Raw genomic sequence first — 17783 nt, 5'->3', positions numbered from 1 at the left:
AAGCGACTTTTCCTACTGCCAGTGAGGTTCCCATGACCGTTACCGTCAATACCGTCTCCGCTGAAGGTTTTCGCCATACCGTACAGATTGATGACCACGAACTGTTTGCCGATGTACCAAAAACGGCCGGCGGCGAAGGCTCGGCACCTGAGCCGCACGACTATTTCGATGCGGCCCTCGGCGCCTGCAAAGCCCTGACCCTGAAGATGTACGCGAAGAAGAAAGACATCCCGCTGACCGGCGTCGGTGTCGACGTCAAACGTGACAACAGTGAAGAGCAGAAAGGCAAATACGTGCTGCACGTCACCCTCACCCTGAAAGGCGTGCTCACCGACGCCCAGCGCGAGGAACTGCTGCGCGTCGCCGACCGCTGCCCGATTCACAAACTGATGACGACCACCGACGTCAGCATCGAAACCCACGCCCCACAAGGCTTCGACAGCCAGTAATCCTCCTCACGCCAGCGGCGGGTTATGCTTCTGGCATCACCCGCTCAGCCTGGAATGCACCATGGACACGCAACCTCTGATCATCCGCCCACGCGCCGAAGACGTCGAAGGGCAGCCGATTCTGCGCCCGCTGCCGTCAGCCAAATGCCGCAGCGTCGGGCCTTTCGTGTTTTTTGATCACATGCTCGAAACGGTTTATCCGACGGGCAAAGGCATGAACATCCGACAGCACCCGCACATCGGTCTGTCGACGCTCACCTATTTGTTTGAAGGACAGATCCAGCACAAGGACAGCCTTGGCTCGGATCAGGTGGTCAGTGCCGGTGACGTCAGCTGGATGACCGCTGGTAGTGCGATTGCACACGTCGAGCGCACACCGGAACCGTTGTGGGACCAGAGTTTCACGATGCACGGTTTGCAGATCTGGCTGGCGTCGCCCAAGGATCACGAGCAAGGCCCGGGGCATTACAGCCATCACCCGGCAGCGACATTGCCGGTCAGCGATAACCTTGGCGTACAGATCCGCATGATTGCCGGGTCAGGCTTTTGCCTGGAATCGCCGGTGCCGGTGCTTTCTCCTACGTTGTATGCGGAAGTGAACATGCAAACCGCGACCACTTTGCTGATTCCGACCGAGCATGAAGAGCGGGCGGTTTATGTGTTGAGTGGGGATGCGCAATTGAATGGCGAAGCGATTGAGCCGCATGCGTTGGTGGTATTGCCGGCGGGGGAAGAGATGAGTCTGTTTGCCGAAAGCGATGTGCATGCCGTGGTATTTGGCGGTGCGCCATTGGACGGGCCACGGCGGATCAACTGGAATTTTGTCGCGAGCGATCCGGCGGCGATTGATGAAGCACGGCGTAAATGGGCGGCCGGGGACTGGCCGACGGTGCCGGGGGAAGTTGAGCGGATCGAGTTGCCGCGCTGAAAAGCACCCTCACCCCAGCCCTCTCCCGGAGGGAGAGGGGGCCGACCGAGTGGTCTCAGGTTATACGCCGACCTGAAAGACCTTATCGATTATGGATTCGGTAATGCCCTATCAGGTCGGCGCATTGGTTGAGCGTCCACCATCAGCACCCTCACCCTGCCCTCCCGAAACGTCGGACCGCCCGGAGGCAGAGGGAGCCGACCGAGGTATCTTGCGTCATACATCGACCTGAAAAGTCTTGGCGACTATGGATTCAGCACAGCCCTTTCAGGTCGGCGTCACTCCCAAGCATTCCCCATTCAGTCCCCTCTCCCTTTGGGAGAGGGTTAGGGTGAGGGGCTTTTGCTTTTCAGGCTTTTAGCCCTTAAACACTTCATCCAGCAAATCATGCATCGACTTGAACGCACGCTTGGCGGTCTTCGCGTCGTACATCATCTTGCCCGGCACATTGGCATGCGGATCGGTAAACGAATGCACCGCACCGCCATAGCTCAGCAACTGCCAATCGACCTTCGCCGCATTCATCTCGTCTTCAAACGCCGGCAACTGCTCTTTCGGCACCAACGGATCTGCGGCACCGTGCAACACCAGAACCGAGCCTTTGATGTTCTGCGCATCGGCAGGATTCGGCGAATCCAGCGTACCGTGGAACGACACCGCAGCCTTCACCGCCGCCCCCGTGCGAGCCAGATCCAGCGCACAGCAACCGCCAAAGCAGAAGCCGAACACTGCCAGTTTCGACGTATCAACCGCCGCCTCACCCTGCTTCTGCAACTGCTCGAACGCCGCTTGCATACGCGTGCGCAGCAACGCACGGTCGTCCTTCAACGGCATCATCGCCGCGCCAGCCTGATCGGCATTCTGCGGACGCACAGCCTGACCGTAAACGTCAGCGATCAATACCACGTAGCCCTTGGCCGCGACCGATTTGGCGATTTCCTCTGCACCGGCGCTGACGCCCATCCAGTTCGGCGCCATCAACAAACCCGGACGCGCACCTTTGTGCTCGACGTCGAACGCCAGACGACCTTCATAAGGCTGGCCGTCAATCTGATAGACCACGGAACGTACAGTGACTTGGCTCATTTCTGACTCCTGATTTGTTAAACACCAGAATGAAAAAACCCGCCGAAGCGGGCTTTTCTACAACTTGGTTAAACCGACAGTTCAACCAGCAGCTTGTTCAGACGGCGCACATAAGCGGCCGGATCCTTCAAGCTGTCACCCGCCGCCAGCGCAGCCTGGTCGAAGAGGATGTGCGACAGGTCGCCAAAACGCTCTTCGCTCTGCTCGCCATCGAGCTTCTCGATCAGCGGGTGGCTTGGGTTGAATTCGAAGATCGGCTTCGAATCCGGCACCTTCTGCCCGCTGGCTTCGAGGATCTGGCGCATTTGCAGACCCAGATCCTGCTCGCCGATGGCCAGAATCGCCGGCGAATCGGTCAGACGATGGGAAACCCGTACTTCAGCCACGGAATCGCCCAGCGCGGTTTTCAGACGCTCAACCAGACCTTCTTTCGACTTGGCGACTTCTTCTGCGGCCTTCTTGTCCTCTTCCGAGTCCAGGTTGCCCAGATCGAGATCACCACGTGCCACGTCGACAAAGGTCTTGCCGTCGAATTCGCTGAGGTAGCTCATCAGCCACTCGTCGATACGGTCGGTCAGCAGCAGCACTTCGATGCCTTTCTTGCGGAAGACTTCCAGGTGCGGGCTGTTCTTGACCTGCGCGTAGGTTTCGCCGGTGAGGTAGTAGATCTTGTCCTGACCTTCCTTGGCGCGTGCCAGGTAGTCGGCCAGACCGACGATCTGCTCGCCGTCGTCGCCTTGGGTCGATGCGAAACGCAGCAGACCGGCAATTTTTTCCTTGTTGGCGAAGTCTTCTGCCGGGCCTTCTTTCATGACCTGACCGAAGTTCTTCCAGAAGCCTTTGTATTGCTCAGGCTCGTTCTTCGCCAGTTTTTCCAGCATGTCGAGCACGCGCTTGGTCAGCGCAGTCTTCATCGAATCGATGATCGGGTCTTTCTGCAGGATTTCACGCGACACGTTCAGCGACAGGTCGTTGGAATCGACCACGCCTTTGATGAAGCGCAGGTACAGCGGCAGGAACGACTCGGCCTGATCCATGACGAACACGCGTTGCACGTACAGCTTCAGGCCTTTCGGCGCTTCACGCTGGTACAGGTCGAACGGGGCGCGGGCCGGCACGTACAGCAACGAGCTGTATTCGAGCTTGCCTTCGACTTTGTTGTGGCTCCAGGCCAGCGGGTTTTCAAAGTCGTGAGCGATGTGCTTGTAGAACTCCTGGTATTCCTCGTCCTTCACTTCAGTGCGCGGACGGGTCCACAGGGCGCTGGCGCGGTTGACGGTTTCCCATTCAACGGCCGGAACCTCTTCACCTTCGGCAGCAGCCGCTTCTTTCGGCAGCTCGATCGGCAAAGCGATGTGGTCGGAGTACTTCTTGATGATGTTGCGCAGACGCCAGCCATCAGCGAATTCGTCTTCTGCCGCTTTCAGATGCAGGACGATGCGGGTACCACGTTCTGCTTTTTCGATGGTGGCGACTTCGAATTCGCCCTCGCCTTTCGACGACCAGTGCACGCCTTCGCTGGCTGGAGTGCCGGCGCGACGGCTGTACACGTCAACCTGGTCGGCAACGATGAAGGCGGAGTAGAAGCCCACACCGAACTGGCCGATCAGGTGCGAATCTTTCTTCTGATCGCCCGAAAGATTTTTCATGAAATCGGCGGTGCCCGATTTGGCGATGGTACCCAAATGGGTGATCACATCGTCACGGTTCATGCCGATACCGTTGTCTTCGAGGGTGACGGTCTTGGCGTCCTTGTCGAAGCTCACACGGATTTTCAGATCAGCGCCACCTTCGAGCAACTCTGGCTTGGCCAGGGCTTCGAAGCGCAGCTTGTCGACAGCGTCAGAGGCGTTCGAGATCAATTCGCGAAGGAAGATTTCCTTGTTGGAATACAGCGAATGGATCATGAGGTGCAGCAGCTGCTTCACCTCGGTCTGGAAGCCCAGGGTTTCCTTTTGAGTTTCCACACTCATGGTCATCAAACTCCAATCAGATGGCAGTGGCCGCGACCCGAAATGGTCTGCGGCGGGTTGTCTTGTGAGTTTGGGGCGCTGTTCAGGATTTCAAGGGCTCATCGATTTTGAAGTGCGCACGAGCAGTGGCAATCGGTTCGCTTTCCGTGCTTTGCCAGGCGGTGATCGCGACGTTGGCGACGCGCCGGCCCTGGCGGCAGACCTGACACTTGGCCCAGGTATCGCGGAATTGCCCGGCACGCAGGTAATCGAGGGAGAAGTCGATAATCTTCGGCACACCTGGTGCGCCGGTGAAGATCAACAGATGCAGGGCGGCGGCCAGCTCCATGAACCCGGCAATCACCCCGCCGTGGATCGCCGGCAATAAAGGGTTACCAATGTTGTCCTTGTTCGCCGGCAGCTTGAACAACAGTTCATCGCCGACGCGTGAGCATTCGATGCCGATCAGCCCGGCGTAGGGAATCAACTGCAACAGCGGCGCGTAATCGCCCTGAGCGTGAGCCTGCTGCAACTGCAGCTTCAGGTCGTCGCTCATTGCCCTTCTCCCTTGATCACGCCGCCAAAGCCTTTGGTGCCTTTGAGCCCCTTACCCATGCGCATGAATGTACCGACGACGTGGGCGATGGGTTGTTCGGGATCGTCCTGATAGGCGAAACCGCGAGCGAAGATCACATCGGTGGTCACCCGGTAGCACTGGGCGAAGCCATAGACGTCTTTGTTCGGTTTGGCGGCGTGCATATAGTCAATGCGCAAATCGAGGGTCGGGCAGACTTCGAATTCCGGCAACACACAGAGCGTTGACATCCCGCAAGCGGTGTCCATTAACGAGGTAATTGCGCCACCATGAATAACCCCGGTCTGCGGATTACCGACTATTTGCGGGCTATAAGGCAGGACCACCGTGAGCCCTTCGCTGGAGGCTTCATGTACTCGCAAACCAAGTACCTGACAGTGTCTTAACGCTGAAAGAAATCGCGTCGCGCGCTCAAAAACGGGGTTTTCAGCCATATGATAATTACTCTCGTTAAAGCCATTGGCCAGTAGTAGCGAACAGACCAAAAGTTCCGTAGCAAAACAAACTTATATATCTGAAAGAAATGAGGAACTTAACCTGTAGCGCCGAGTTCTTAAGGCCAGTAGTTATTTTCCATAAGGAGAAACACCCCATGCGTAAGACTTTTGCTATTGCCTTGATGTTGACCGCTTCCCTCGGTCTCGCTGCCTGCGATAAAAAATCCGAGGACAAAGCTCAAGATGCCAACCAACATGCTGAACAAGCTCAGCAAGACATGAACAAAGCTCAGGATAAAGTGAACGACGCTGCGAAAGAAAACGCCGAAGCTGCCAAAGCTCAGGCTGAATCGAACGCTGCTGCACAAGAAGAAGCTGCCAAGAAGCAATAATTCGCTTTTTGCTGCAGAAAAAGGAAAACCCGCCAAGTGCGGGTTTTCTTTTGCCTGTCATTTAGTGACAAGGTCGCCTTAGAGCAAGACCGTTCTAAAAGTCGGACTAATCATCAACAACAGCGAACAGACTAAACCAACTAGCCATACCAGACTGCGCAGCTTGGGCAGATCGGCCAGATAGAACCACAAGTAGAGGATCCGCGCGATCACGAAAATGATCGCCAATGTATCGATCAGCCAGCCTGCCGTTTGCGTGGTGTGCGCCATCAACACACCGACTGCGAACAGGATGAAAGCTTCGATACTGTTTTGGTGAGCCGCCAGCGCCCTCGCACCGTAACCGGTCAGTTGCGCCTGCTGCTGGCGCGGCAGGTGATTGTTGTACCCGCCCTGCTCTTTCATCGCCTTGCCCACCGGCATACGCGCGATATAAATCAACAGCGCAGTGATAAAGACACACCAGAACGGAATACTCATCAAGCGACCTCTTTGTTTGTTTCAGGAAGGGGGGCTTCTGTAGGGGTATAGACCATGACATCGAGAACGTCGGAGTGAAACTCGCGGCGGTACAAGACCAATACCACTCCGGCGCTCATCAGCATGAACAACCACGGGCTGACAAACCAGGCCAGCATGGTCATGCCGAAGTAGTAGGAGCGCAGCCCGAAGTTGAACTGGTTGGCCGCCATCGAAATCACCCGCGCCGCCCGCGCAGCGAAAGCCTTGCGCTCCTGTTCGGAAACATGTCGTTCACCGATCATCGGCGCCGAGCCAACCAACACGGCCGCGAAGTTGTACTGGCGCATGCACCAACTGAAGGTGAAGAACGCGTAGACGAACACCATCGCCAGACACAGCAACTTGATTTCCGACATGCCCTGCGACGCCTGTTGCACCATCGGAATGTCTGCCAGCAACGACACTGCCCGCTCGGACGCGCCAAGCACGGTGAGAATGCCGGCGAGGATGATCAACGTGCTGGAGGCGAAGAACGAAGCGTTGCGCTCCAGATTGCCGATCACACTGGCGTCGGCGATGCGGTTGTCACGCAGCAACATGCGACGCATCCAGTCTTCGCGGTACAGGTGCAGCACACTCGCCAGACATGCTGTATCGCGGCCCTTCCAAGAGGCATAACGGGTATAACCGCCCCAGCAGATGACGAACCAGACGGCCGCGAGCAGGTGGATCAGGTTGGCTTGGATGAACGACATGCAATTCCTTGTGAGGTGTGTACACGCACTGATTACTTGTGGGAGCGAGCCTGCTCGCGAAAGCGGTGTGTCAGCCGCCATCAATGTTGCGCGATACGCCGCTTTCGCGAGCAGGCTCGCTCCCACATTGAGATTTCGGCAACCCTTCGACGTTAGCCTAGGGAAAAAGACACTGCCTGACGCGCATAAAAAATGCCCCGTATCGATTGATACGGGGCATTTCTGTTCAAGCGTTGAAGACCCGCTTATGGCGGGTCAGGCAACGTCAGGCAACCGCTTCGCTGCGCTTGCCCAGCAGGCGATCGCAAACCACTGCAACCACCAGGGTCATCACGCACGGCACCAGCCACGCCAGGCCCTGCTCGCTCAGCGGCAAGTGCGCCAGTTGCGATGGCATCCAGTCGGCCAGACCGGCGCCTTTCAGCGCGTCGATGGTGCCAAAGATGAACGACACCAGCATCACCGGACCGAGAATCCGGCCGTGCTCATGCCAGAAGTCTTTGCAGAAGCTCAGCGCCACCAACACGATGCACGGCGGATAGATCGCGGTCAGCACCGGAATCGAGAAGGCAATCAACTTGGTCAGGCCCAGGTTGGACACCAGCAGCGAGAACGCCGCCAGAATGATCACCAGGGTCTTGTAGGACAGTGGCAGCACACGGCTGAAGTACTCAGCGCAAGCACAGGTAAGGCCGACCGCTGTCACCAGACACGCCAGCGAGATCAGTACGGCAAGGAAACCGCTGCCCAGCGAACCGAAGGTGTGTTGCACGTAAGCGTGCAATACCGCCGCGCCGTTGGTCGCGCCTGCTGCCACTTCGTGGCTGCCGGAACCGAGGCGGAACAGGCTGACATACACCAGCGCCAGACCGACACCGGCAATCAGCCCGGCGATGATCGCGTAACGGGTGATCAGCGCCGGCGACTCGACGCCACGGGAGCGGATCGCGTTAACGATGACGATGCCGAACACCAGTGCACCCAAGGTATCCATGGTCAGGTAACCATTGATGAAGCCCTGAGAGAACGGTGCCGCCACGTATTCCGGCGTGCCGTGACCGATGTCACCCGCCGGCAAGGCGAATGCAGCGATGCCAAGGACCGCCAGCGCGATGATCTTCAATGGCGCGAGGAAACGGCCAACGGTGTCCAGCAAACGGCCCGGATAGAGCGAAATGAAGAACACCAGCAGGAAGTACACCGAACTGTAGAGGAACAGTGCCAACGGGCTCTCGCCGGTCAGCGGCGCCAGACCTACTTCAAACGACACCGTCGCGGTGCGCGGGGTGGCGAACAACGGGCCGACCGCCAGATAGCACGCCGCCGCCAGAATGCCGCCAGCCAGCTTGCCGATCGGGCTGCTCAGCGCATCCATTGCCCCACCGACCTTGGCCAGTGCAACGACGGTGATCACCGGCAGACCCACTGCGGTGATCAGGAAGCCCAGCGCGGCCATCCAGACGTGAGGTCCGGCCTGCAAGCCAACGATAGGCGGGAAAATGATGTTGCCAGCCCCGACGAACAGGGCAAACGTCATAAAGCCAAGTGCCAGGATGTCCTGACCTTTCAAAACTTTCATTAAGGTAATACCACACTACTGAATCGGAATTTAGAGGGGGATTGCCCTGTGTAATTAGGGAAATGCTGTCGATCCGTATGGGACTGACCCTTAAAGCGCGTTGCATGCCTTGTGGGCGGCAGACGCAAAAATGGCTGCTAGCCTAACCAATTTGCTTTGCAAACGCACTGTTAGAGGGCGAACTATCCGATACGCGACGTTTCCGTGTCGCGTTTTTGCATGTAATTGGGGGCAAGCCTATAAATCAGCGAATGCCAGAAACGACAAAGGCCACCCGAAGGTGGCCTTTGTCAGCAGAGTTGCAAGCTAAGCGCGAGGCTTACTTGACAGCCCAACCAGTCAGCTCGGCCAGGGCCTTGCCGATGTCTGCCAGCGAACGCACGGTTTTTACGCCTGCGTCTTGCAGTGCAGCGAATTTCTCGTCTGCAGTGCCTTTGCCGCCAGAGATGATTGCGCCAGCATGGCCCATGCGCTTGCCCGGAGGAGCAGTCACACCAGCGATGTAGGAAACAACGGGCTTGGTCACGTGTGCCTTGATGTAGGCAGCCGCTTCTTCTTCAGCCGAACCGCCGATCTCACCGATCATCACGATCGCTTCGGTCTTCGGGTCTTCCTGGAACAGCTTCAGGATGTCGATGAAGTTCGAACCCGGGATCGGGTCACCACCGATGCCGACGCAAGTCGACTGACCGAAACCGGCGTCAGTGGTCTGCTTCACAGCTTCGTAGGTCAGGGTGCCGGAACGCGAAACGATACCGACCTTGCCTGGCAAGTGAATGTGACCTGGCATGATGCCGATCTTGCATTCGCCTGGGGTGATCACGCCTGGGCAGTTAGGGCCGATCAGGACTACGCCCAGCTCGTCGCACTTAACTTTAGCGTCCAGCATGTCCAGGGTAGGAATGCCTTCGGTGATGCAGACGATCAGCTTGATGCCACCGAAAGCTGCTTCCAGGATCGAATCTTTGCAGAAAGGAGCCGGAACGTAGATCACGCTGGCGGTAGCGCCAGTGGCTTCTACTGCGTCTTTAACGGTGTTGAACACTGGCAGACCCAGGTGCTCGGTGCCGCCTTTGCCAGGAGTAACGCCACCCACCATCTTGGTGCCGTATTCGATGGCTTGCTGGGTGTGGAAACTACCTTGCGAACCGGTAATACCCTGGCAGATAACTTTGGTGTCTTTATTGATCAGGACGCTCATTATTTGCCCTCCGCAGCTTTGACAACTTGTTGAGCAGCGTCGGTCAGGCTGGTAGCAGCGATGATGTTCAAACCGCTTTCTGCCAGTACTTTAGCGCCCAGCTCAGCGTTGTTGCCTTCAAGGCGAACAACAACCGGGATTTTCACGCCGACTTCTTTCACAGCGCCGATGATGCCTTCGGCAATCATGTCGCAGCGAACGATGCCGCCGAAGATGTTGACCAGTACTGCAGCGACGTTGGTGTCGGACAGGATGATCTTGAACGCTTCGGTTACGCGTTCTTTGGTAGCGCCACCACCTACGTCGAGGAAGTTGGCTGGCTTGCCGCCATGCAGGTTGACGATGTCCATGGTACCCATGGCCAGGCCAGCACCGTTGACCATGCAGCCGATGTTACCTTCCAGTGCCACGTAGTTCAGTTCGAACTTGGCAGCGTGCGCTTCGCGCGGATCGTCTTGCGACGGATCGTGGAAAGTCTTCAGCTTAGGCTGACGGTACATTGCGTTGGCGTCGATGTTGATCTTGGCGTCCAGGCAGTGCAGATCGCCGTCAGCCTTGATCACCAGCGGGTTCACTTCCAGCAGAGCCAGGTCGTGATCCTTGAACAGTTTGGCCAGACCTACGAAGATCTTGGCGAACTGAGCAACCTGCTTGCCTTCCAGACCCAGCTGGAATGCCAGCTCGCGACCCTGGAATGGCTGAGCGCCAACCAGTGGATCGATAGTGGCTTTGAGAATTTTTTCTGGAGTGTCGTGAGCGATTTTCTCGATGTCCACGCCACCTTCGGTGGAAGCCATGAACACGATGCGACGGCTCGAACGGTCAACGACAGCGCCCAGGTACAGCTCTTTAGCGATATCAGTGCACGATTCAACCAGGATCTTGGTGACTGGCTGGCCATTGGCGTCAGTCTGGTAAGTCACCAGACGCTTGCCCAGCCACTGCTGTGCGAAGGCTTTGGCGTCTTCTTTGCTGCGAACCAGCTTGACGCCGCCCGCTTTACCGCGACCACCGGCGTGGACCTGGGCTTTGACAACCCACTCGCTGCCGCCGATTTTGTCGCAAGCTTCTGCTGCTGCTTCCGGGGTGTCTACTGCGTAACCAGTGGAAACTGGCAGGCCGTATTCAGCGAACAGCTGCTTACCCTGATACTCGTGAAGATTCATGCTTTTTACCGTCTTCGTTAGGTACTGCGCATTCGGCGCTGCGCTCGTTTGAGTGCCGCGCCACCTGTGACTGCTGCTTGCGTAGCTGAGCTACGCAAGACTGCGTCCAGCGGACATTCCGCGGTGAGACTTGCTCGCAAGGCTCACGACGGGCCGTTACCGCCGTGGTTTCTTATTGTCTGTTAACGCTTTTTGCGGTTGGCAATGTGGATGGCGCCGCCATTCACAGCCAAAGCAGCTTCGTGCAAGGCTTCAGACAGGGTCGGATGGGAGAAAACCATCATGCCCAGGTCTTCAGCGCTGGTGCCGAATTCCATACCGATCGCGCCCTGCTGAACCAGTTCTGCAGCGCTCGGACCAATCACGTGCACGCCCAATACGCGGTCAGTCTTGGCATCAGCGATGACCTTGACGAAACCACCGGTATCGTTGGCGGCCATGGCACGGCCGGAAGCGGCGAACGGGAAGGTGCCGACGTTAACTTCAACGCCTTCAGCTTTCAAGGCCTGCTCGGTTTTGCCAACCCACGCGATTTCCGGGTGAGTATAAATAACCGAAGGGATCAGGTCATAGTTCATCTGGGCTTTGTGGCCCTTGATGCGCTCGACAACCATGATGCCTTCTTCGGATGCCTTGTGCGCCAGCATCATGCCGCGAACCACGTCACCGATGGCGAAAACGCCCGGTACGGTGGTCGCGCAGTGATCGTCAACGTGCACGAAACCGCGCTCGTCGAGGGTCACGCCGCTGTCGGCAGCCAGCAGATCAGTGGTCACCGGACGGCGACCAACGGCTACGATCAGCTTGTCGAAAGTGATGGTCTGTTCGCCGTTGGCATCGGTGTAGTTCACAACGACTTCGTCGCCGTTGACTTTCGAGCCGGTCACGCGAGCGCCCAGTTTGATGTCCAGACCTTGCTTGGTCAGGGTTTTCAGCGCTTCCTTGGAAACAGCGGTATCCGCTGCCATCAGGAAGGTGTCCAGAGCTTCGAGGACAACCACTTCCGAACCCAGACGCGACCACACCGAACCCAGTTCCAGACCGATCACGCCAGCGCCGATCACGCCCAAACGCTTAGGTACGGATTGGAATTCCAGTGCGCCAGTCGAATCGACGATGACTTTCTGATCAACCGGAGCTGGCGGAATGTCGATCGGACGCGAACCTGGAGCCAGAATCACGTTTTCAGCTTCGATGACTTCAACCGAGCCGTCTGGCTTGGTGACTTCGACTTTCTTGCCAGCCAGCAGTTTGCCGTGGCCCTGGATCGAAGTAACGCCGTTGGCCTTGAACAGGGTGGCAACGCCGCCGGTCAGGTTCTTGACGATGCCAGCCTTGCGGCCAACCATCGCAGCGACGTCCATTTTGACTTCGCCAGTGGAGATACCGTGAACGTTGAAGCTTTCTTTCGCTTCCTTGTATTTCCAGGAGCTGTCGAGCAGCGCCTTGGAAGGAATGCAGCCCACGTTCAGGCAGGTGCCGCCCAGGGCTTGCTTGCCTTCTGCGTCGGTGTACTTCTCGATGCAGGCAGTGGTCAGACCCAGCTGCGCGGCCTTGATGGCAGCCACGTAGCCACCAGGGCCAGCACCGATCACTACTACGTCAAATTTCTGCGACATTCAAAAAATCCTCTTTAGCGAAAAGCTTCAAGCCGCGCGCCCCAAGCCAAGCTGCCCTTTCCTGCAGCTTGAAACCTGAAGCCCGCGACTGCTTCTATCAGATATCCAGCAACAGACGAGCCGGATCTTCCAGCAGGTTCTTGATGGTCACCAGGAAGGTCACAGCTTCTTTGCCATCGATCAGACGGTGATCGTAGGACAGTGCCAGGTACATCATCGGACGGATAACGACCTGACCGTTGATGGCCATAGGACGCTGGATGATGTTGTGCATGCCCAGAATCGCTGCCTGCGGCGGGTTGACGATCGGGGTCGACATCATCGAACCGAAGGTACCACCGTTGGTGATGGTGAAGGTACCACCGGTCATCTCGTCCATCGACAATTTGCCGTCACGGGCTTTCTTGCCGAAAGTGGCGATGCCGCCTTCGATTTCAGCCAGGCTCATCAGCTCGGCGTTACGCAGAACCGGAACCACCAGGCCACGGTCGCTGGAAACGGCAACGCCGATGTCCGCATAGCCGTGGTAAACGATGTCGCCGCCGTCGATCGACGCGTTGACAGCCGGGAAGCGTTTCAGCGCTTCGGTAGCTGCTTTGACGAAGAACGACATGAAGCCCAGGCGTACGCCGTTGTGGGACTTCTCGAACAGGTCCTTGTACTTCGAACGCAGGGCCATGACTTCAGTCATGTCGACTTCGTTGAAAGTGGTCAGCATCGCCATGTTCGACTGAGCTTCAACCAGACGCTTGGCCACGGTGGCACGAACGCGGGTCATCGGTACGCGCTTCTCGATGCGGTCGCCAGCAGCGAACACAGGAGCGGCGGCCGAAGGAGCAGCAGCCTTGGCAGGCGCGGCAGCCGGAGCGGCTTTCTTGGCAGCAACAGCTGCAACCACGTCTTCCTTGGTCACACGACCGCCCTTGCCGGTGCCGGCAACGGAAGCGATGTTGATGCCGTTTTCTTCAGCCAGTTTGCGCGCAGCCGGTGCAGCAACAGGATCATCTTCGCCTTCGGCAGCAGCCGGTGCAGCTGCAGCAGCGGCCGGAGCAGCAGCGGCGGCGGGAGCAGCGGCAGCAGCGCCGCCCGCTTCGATGGAGCCCAGCACTTCGTCGGACAGAACGGTGTCGCCTTCGTTCTTGACGATTGCGCCCAGCACGCCGTCAGCGGTGGCCAGCACTTCCAGTACGACTTTGTCGGTTTCGATGTCGACGATCAGATCGTCGCGCTTGACAGCGTCGCCCGGTTGTTTGTGCCAGGTGGCAACGGTGCCATCAGCAACCGATTCCGGGAAAGTGGGGGCTTTGATCTCGATAGCCATTATCTGTGGTTCCTTAAATTCGGTTTCAGGTGCGCGAAGGCATTAAATGGTAAACGCGTCTTGCAGGAGTTTTTCCTGCTGCTCGGCGTGCATCGATGCGTAACCACAAGCTGGGGCAGCAGAAGCCTCACGGCCCGCGTACTCAAGTACGAGAGACTTGTCGAGGTTCCCGATACTGCGACGCAAGTGGTGCTGGCTGCAGTACCAGGCCCCCTGGTTCATCGGCTCTTCCTGACACCAAACGGCATTTTTGACGTTGGTGTATGGAGCCAGGACTTCTTTCAAGTCGTCCTCAGGGAATGGGTACAGCTGCTCGATACGCACGATGGCGATATCTTCACGGCCTTCGGCACGGCGTTTTTCCAGCAGGTCGTAGTAGACCTTGCCGCTACACAGAACAACACGCTCGACCTTTTTCGGGTCCAGAGTATCGATTTCCGGGATCACGGTCTGGAACGAACCTTCGGCCAGATCTTCCAGGGTCGAGATGGCCAGTTTGTGGCGCAGCAGCGACTTCGGCGTCAGCACGATCAGCGGCTTGCGCAACGGACGAATCACCTGACGACGCAGCAAGTGGTAGATCTGTGCTGGCGTGGTCGGAACGGCGACCTGAATGTTGTGCTCGGCGCATAGTTGCAGGTAACGCTCAAGACGTGCCGAGCTGTGCTCAGGGCCCTGACCTTCGTAACCGTGTGGCAGCAACATGGTCAGACCGCAGAGACGGCCCCACTTGTGCTCGCCGCTGGTGATGAACTGGTCGATTACAACCTGTGCACCGTTGGCGAAGTCGCCGAACTGGGCTTCCCAGATCACCAGCGCATCCGGCGTGGTGGTCGAGTAACCGTATTCGAATGCCAGTACCGCTTCTTCCGACAGGAACGAGTCGTACAGGTCAAAGCGTGGCTGACCGTCGTACAGGTGCTGCAGCGGAATGTAAGTGCCTGCGTCTTTCTGGTTGTGCAACACAGCGTGACGGTGCGAGAACGTACCGCGGCCGATGTCCTGACCGGTCATGCGGATCGGGTGACCTTCGAACGCCAGGGTCGCGTACGCCATGGTTTCGGCGTAACCCCAGTTGATCGGCAGGCCGCCGGCTTGCATTTTCTGACGGTCTTCGTAGATCTTCGAGACCTGACGCTGAACCACGAAGCCTTCCGGAATTTCCAGCAGCTTGGCGGACAGTTCTTGCAGGGTCTTCAGATCAAAGCGGGTGTCGTGACGCGCGGTCCAGGCGTGGCCCAGATACGGACGCCAGTCCACGAACAGCTCTTTGTTCGGCTCTTTGACCAGCGATTTCACGACGTGCAGACCGTTGTCCAGCGCGTTGCGGTATTCGTCGACTTTCGCCTGAACACGCTCTGCATCCAGCACACCACCCTGGGTCAGACGATCAGCGTACAGCTCACGGGTAGTGCGCTGTTTGGTGATCTGCTGATACATCAGAGGCTGGGTGCCGCTTGGCTCGTCGGCCTCGTTGTGGCCGCGACGACGGTAGCAGACCAGGTCGATCACCACGTCACGCTTGAACTGCATGCGGTAGTCGATGGCCAGCTGGGTCACGAACAACACGGCTTCCGGATCATCACCATTCACATGGAGGATCGGCGCCTGGATCATCTTCGCAACGTCGGTGGCGTACTCGGTGGAACGCGAGTCCAGCGGGTTGCTGATGGTGAAACCGACCTGGTTGTTGATCACGATGTGCACGGTACCGCCGGTTTTGAAACCGCGGGTCTGCGACATCTGGAAGGTTTCCATGACCACGCCTTGACCTGCGAATGCAGCGTCACCGTGGATGGAGATCGGCAGAACCTTCTCACCGGTCGGGTCGTTACGACGATCCTGACGGGCGCGAACCGAACCTTCTACCACCGGGGAAACGATTTCCAGGTGGGACGGGTTGAACGCCATGGCCAGGTGAACTTCACCGCCGGCGGTCATCACGTTGGACGAGAAGCCCTGGTGATACTTAACGTCACCGGAACCCAGCTCGACCTTCTTCTTGCCTTCGAACTCGTCGAACAGCTCGCGCGGGTTCTTGCCGAAGGTGTTGACCAGTACGTTCAGACGGCCACGGTGGGCCATGCCGATGACAACTTCCTTGGTGCCGTAGGAACCGGAACGCTGGATCAGTTCGTCGAGCATCGGAATCAGGCTTTCGCCGCCTTCCAGACCGAAACGCTTGGTGCCCGGGTATTTGGTGCCCAGGTATTTTTCCAGGCCTTCACCGGCGGTCACGCGCTCAAGCAGGTGGCTCTTGATGTCGGCGGAGTACGTCGGACGACCACGCACGCTTTCCAGACGCTGCTGGAACCACTGGCGCTGCTCGGAATCGGTGATGTGCGTAAATTCAGCGCCGATGGTGCGGCAATATGTCTGCTGCAACGCTTCGTGAATTTCGCGTAGGCTCGCTTCCTCTTTGCCGATGAACAGGTCGCCGGCACGGAAGGTCGTATCAAGATCGGCATTGGTCAAGCCGTAATGATTGATCGACAGGTCTGCAGGTGCAGGACGCTGCCACAGCCCCAGCGGGTCAAGCTGGGCTGCCTGGTGGCCACGCATACGGTAGGCCTGGATCAATCGCAGCACTTCAACTTGCTTCTTCTCGTGCTCACTGCTCACGCTGCCGGCGGAAACCGGTTGGGCGCGGCGCTGGTTCTTTGCCAGCAGCACGAAATGATCGCGAATTGTCGAGTGCGAAACATCAGTGGCAGAGTTGCCGTCGGCAGGCAACTTCTGAAAGTAGGTGCGCCACTCTTCTGGCACAGCGTTAGGGTCGTGCAGGTAGAGCTCATAAAGCTCTTCCACATAGGCAGCGTTTCCACCTGAAAGGTAGGCGCTGTTCCACATGCGCTGCATCACGCTTTCTTGCATGCTTGGTCACCCTCGGTTAGGGGAACACCATCGATGTCGACACCGAGCAAACTTGCAGAAGTCCGAATGCAGCGACTAAAACAAGCCACTTAGGATCACACTGATAGTCCGGGTACCAGCCCGGATGCCCCTGCTTGTCTCATTTCTTCAAAATAAGAGCCGCAGCTTATGGCTACTGCTCTGGTTATAGCCATGACGCGGGTTGAAGCCCGCGCCACAGCCTCTACGGTGCAGCGGTTACAGCAGCTGAATCACACGCCGCTCGAAAGCAGCATGTTACGGATGTGACCGATGGCCTTAGTCGGGTTCAGGCCTTTCGGACATACGTTGACGCAGTTCATGATGCCCCGGCAGCGGAATACGCTGAACGGGTCATCGAGCGAAGCCAGACGCTCGTTGGTCTTGGTGTCACGGCTGTCTGCCAGGAAGCGATAAGCTTGCAGCAGCGCAGCTGGACCCAGGAACTTGTCCGGGTTCCACCAGAAGGACGGGCACGAAGTCGAGCAGCAAGCGCACAGGATGCACTCGTACAGACCGTCGAGTTTTTCACGCTCTTCTGGCGACTGCAGACGCTCGATGGCCGGAGCCGGCGTGTCGTTCTGCAGGTAAGGCTTCACCTTCTCGTATTGCTTGTAGAAGATGCTCATATCGACAACCAGGTCACGGATAACCGGCAAACCTGGCAGCGGACGAACGATCAACTTGTTACCTTTTACAACGGCGGACAGCGGCGTGATGCACGCCAGACCGTTCTTGCCGTTGATGTTCATGCCGTCGGAGCCGCAGACGCCTTCACGGCAAGAGCGACGATAGGAGAAACCCTCGTCCTGCTCTTTGATCAGGGCCAGCACGTCCAGCACCATCAGGTCTTTACCACCGGTATCGACCTGGAATTCCTGCATGAACGGCGCAGCGTCCTGATCAGGGTTGTAGCGATAAACACTGACTTGCAACATGGCGGTCACCC

General features: G+C 57.8%; 16 protein-coding genes. 3 read left to right on the top strand and 13 right to left on the bottom strand.

Annotated elements, in window-relative coordinates; translation table 11 throughout:
- The first annotated feature begins 32 nt into the window (after window positions 1–32).
- Together QOM10_RS08620 and QOM10_RS08615 are read left to right on the top strand one after the other, a co-directional pair.
- A complete protein-coding gene (locus QOM10_RS08620) occupies window positions 33–449 on the top strand; it encodes an OsmC family protein (RefSeq protein WP_127926352.1) in 417 nt (138 codons plus the stop codon).
- A gap of 61 nt (window positions 450–510) precedes the next feature.
- A complete protein-coding gene (locus QOM10_RS08615) occupies window positions 511–1377 on the top strand; it encodes a pirin family protein (protein ID WP_316917870.1) in 867 nt (288 codons plus the stop codon).
- Between the two features lie 357 nt (window positions 1378–1734).
- Here QOM10_RS08615 and QOM10_RS08610 read toward each other — a convergent pair whose 3' ends face one another.
- The 4 genes from QOM10_RS08610 to QOM10_RS08595 form a co-directional block, all read right to left on the bottom strand.
- Window positions 1735–2463 (bottom strand): dienelactone hydrolase family protein, encoded by a 729-nt coding sequence (locus tag QOM10_RS08610; RefSeq protein ID WP_316917869.1) that lies wholly within the window; start codon window positions 2461–2463, stop codon window positions 1735–1737.
- A gap of 68 nt (window positions 2464–2531) precedes the next feature.
- The gene (gene htpG, locus QOM10_RS08605) at window positions 2532–4436 is read right to left on the bottom strand and encodes a molecular chaperone HtpG (protein ID WP_316917868.1); all 1905 of its coding nucleotides are present in this window, start codon (window positions 4434–4436) and stop codon (window positions 2532–2534) included.
- A gap of 82 nt (window positions 4437–4518) precedes the next feature.
- Window positions 4519–4971: a PaaI family thioesterase gene (locus tag QOM10_RS08600; protein ID WP_127926348.1), complete on the bottom strand. Its 453-nt coding sequence runs from the start codon at window positions 4969–4971 to the stop codon at window positions 4519–4521.
- On the bottom strand, window positions 4968–5444 hold the full coding sequence (locus QOM10_RS08595) for a PaaI family thioesterase (protein WP_127926347.1): 477 nt from the start codon (window positions 5442–5444) through the stop codon (window positions 4968–4970). Before QOM10_RS08595 ends, QOM10_RS08600 begins: the two co-directional genes overlap by 4 nt.
- A gap of 158 nt (window positions 5445–5602) precedes the next feature.
- Here QOM10_RS08595 and QOM10_RS08590 point away from each other — a divergent pair, with 158 nt between their 5' ends.
- Entirely contained in the window at window positions 5603–5839 is a 237-nt protein-coding gene (locus tag QOM10_RS08590; protein WP_007919867.1) for a hypothetical protein, read from the top strand.
- A gap of 78 nt (window positions 5840–5917) precedes the next feature.
- Here the strand turns inward: QOM10_RS08590 and QOM10_RS08585 are convergent, their stop codons facing one another.
- From QOM10_RS08585 to QOM10_RS08545, 9 genes are all read right to left on the bottom strand, one after another.
- Window positions 5918–6319, bottom strand: a complete 402-nt coding sequence (locus QOM10_RS08585) for an MAPEG family protein (RefSeq protein WP_316917867.1) — start codon at window positions 6317–6319, stop codon at window positions 5918–5920.
- The gene (locus QOM10_RS08580) at window positions 6319–7056 is read right to left on the bottom strand and encodes a DUF599 domain-containing protein (RefSeq protein ID WP_077571709.1); all 738 of its coding nucleotides are present in this window, start codon (window positions 7054–7056) and stop codon (window positions 6319–6321) included. The genes QOM10_RS08585 and QOM10_RS08580 overlap by 1 nt, the downstream gene beginning before the upstream one ends.
- Window positions 7057–7321: 265 nt before the next feature.
- Window positions 7322–8635 carry a branched-chain amino acid transport system II carrier protein gene (gene brnQ, locus QOM10_RS08575; protein ID WP_127926346.1) on the bottom strand — a complete coding sequence of 438 codons (1314 nt, stop codon included), beginning with the start codon at window positions 8633–8635 and terminating at the stop codon, window positions 7322–7324.
- A 319-nt stretch (window positions 8636–8954) separates the two neighbouring features.
- The gene (gene sucD, locus QOM10_RS08570; protein ID WP_008082972.1) at window positions 8955–9836 is read right to left on the bottom strand and encodes a succinate--CoA ligase subunit alpha; all 882 of its coding nucleotides are present in this window, start codon (window positions 9834–9836) and stop codon (window positions 8955–8957) included.
- Entirely contained in the window at window positions 9836–11002 is a 1167-nt protein-coding gene (gene sucC, locus QOM10_RS08565) for an ADP-forming succinate--CoA ligase subunit beta (RefSeq protein WP_007919879.1), read from the bottom strand. Before sucC ends, sucD begins: the two co-directional genes overlap by 1 nt.
- A 182-nt stretch (window positions 11003–11184) precedes the next feature.
- Window positions 11185–12621 carry a dihydrolipoyl dehydrogenase gene (gene lpdA, locus QOM10_RS08560; protein ID WP_007919881.1) on the bottom strand — a complete coding sequence of 479 codons (1437 nt, stop codon included), beginning with the start codon at window positions 12619–12621 and terminating at the stop codon, window positions 11185–11187.
- A 97-nt stretch (window positions 12622–12718) separates the two neighbouring features.
- On the bottom strand, window positions 12719–13942 hold the full coding sequence (gene odhB / locus QOM10_RS08555) for a 2-oxoglutarate dehydrogenase complex dihydrolipoyllysine-residue succinyltransferase (RefSeq protein WP_077571706.1): 1224 nt from the start codon (window positions 13940–13942) through the stop codon (window positions 12719–12721).
- 42 nt (window positions 13943–13984) lie between these two features.
- Window positions 13985–16816 (bottom strand): 2-oxoglutarate dehydrogenase E1 component, encoded by a 2832-nt coding sequence (locus tag QOM10_RS08550; protein ID WP_077571705.1) that lies wholly within the window; start codon window positions 16814–16816, stop codon window positions 13985–13987.
- 251 nt (window positions 16817–17067) lie between these two features.
- Complete coding sequence (locus QOM10_RS08545; protein WP_038364054.1) at window positions 17068–17772, bottom strand: succinate dehydrogenase iron-sulfur subunit; 705 nt, start codon at window positions 17770–17772, stop codon at window positions 17068–17070.
- Window positions 17773–17783: the final 11 nt, after the last annotated feature.

This window comes from Pseudomonas sp. P108, from assembly GCF_032613195.1.
In the GTDB taxonomy this organism is placed as follows: domain Bacteria; phylum Pseudomonadota; class Gammaproteobacteria; order Pseudomonadales; family Pseudomonadaceae; genus Aquipseudomonas.
This window is presented reverse-complemented; position numbering and strand designations above follow the sequence as displayed.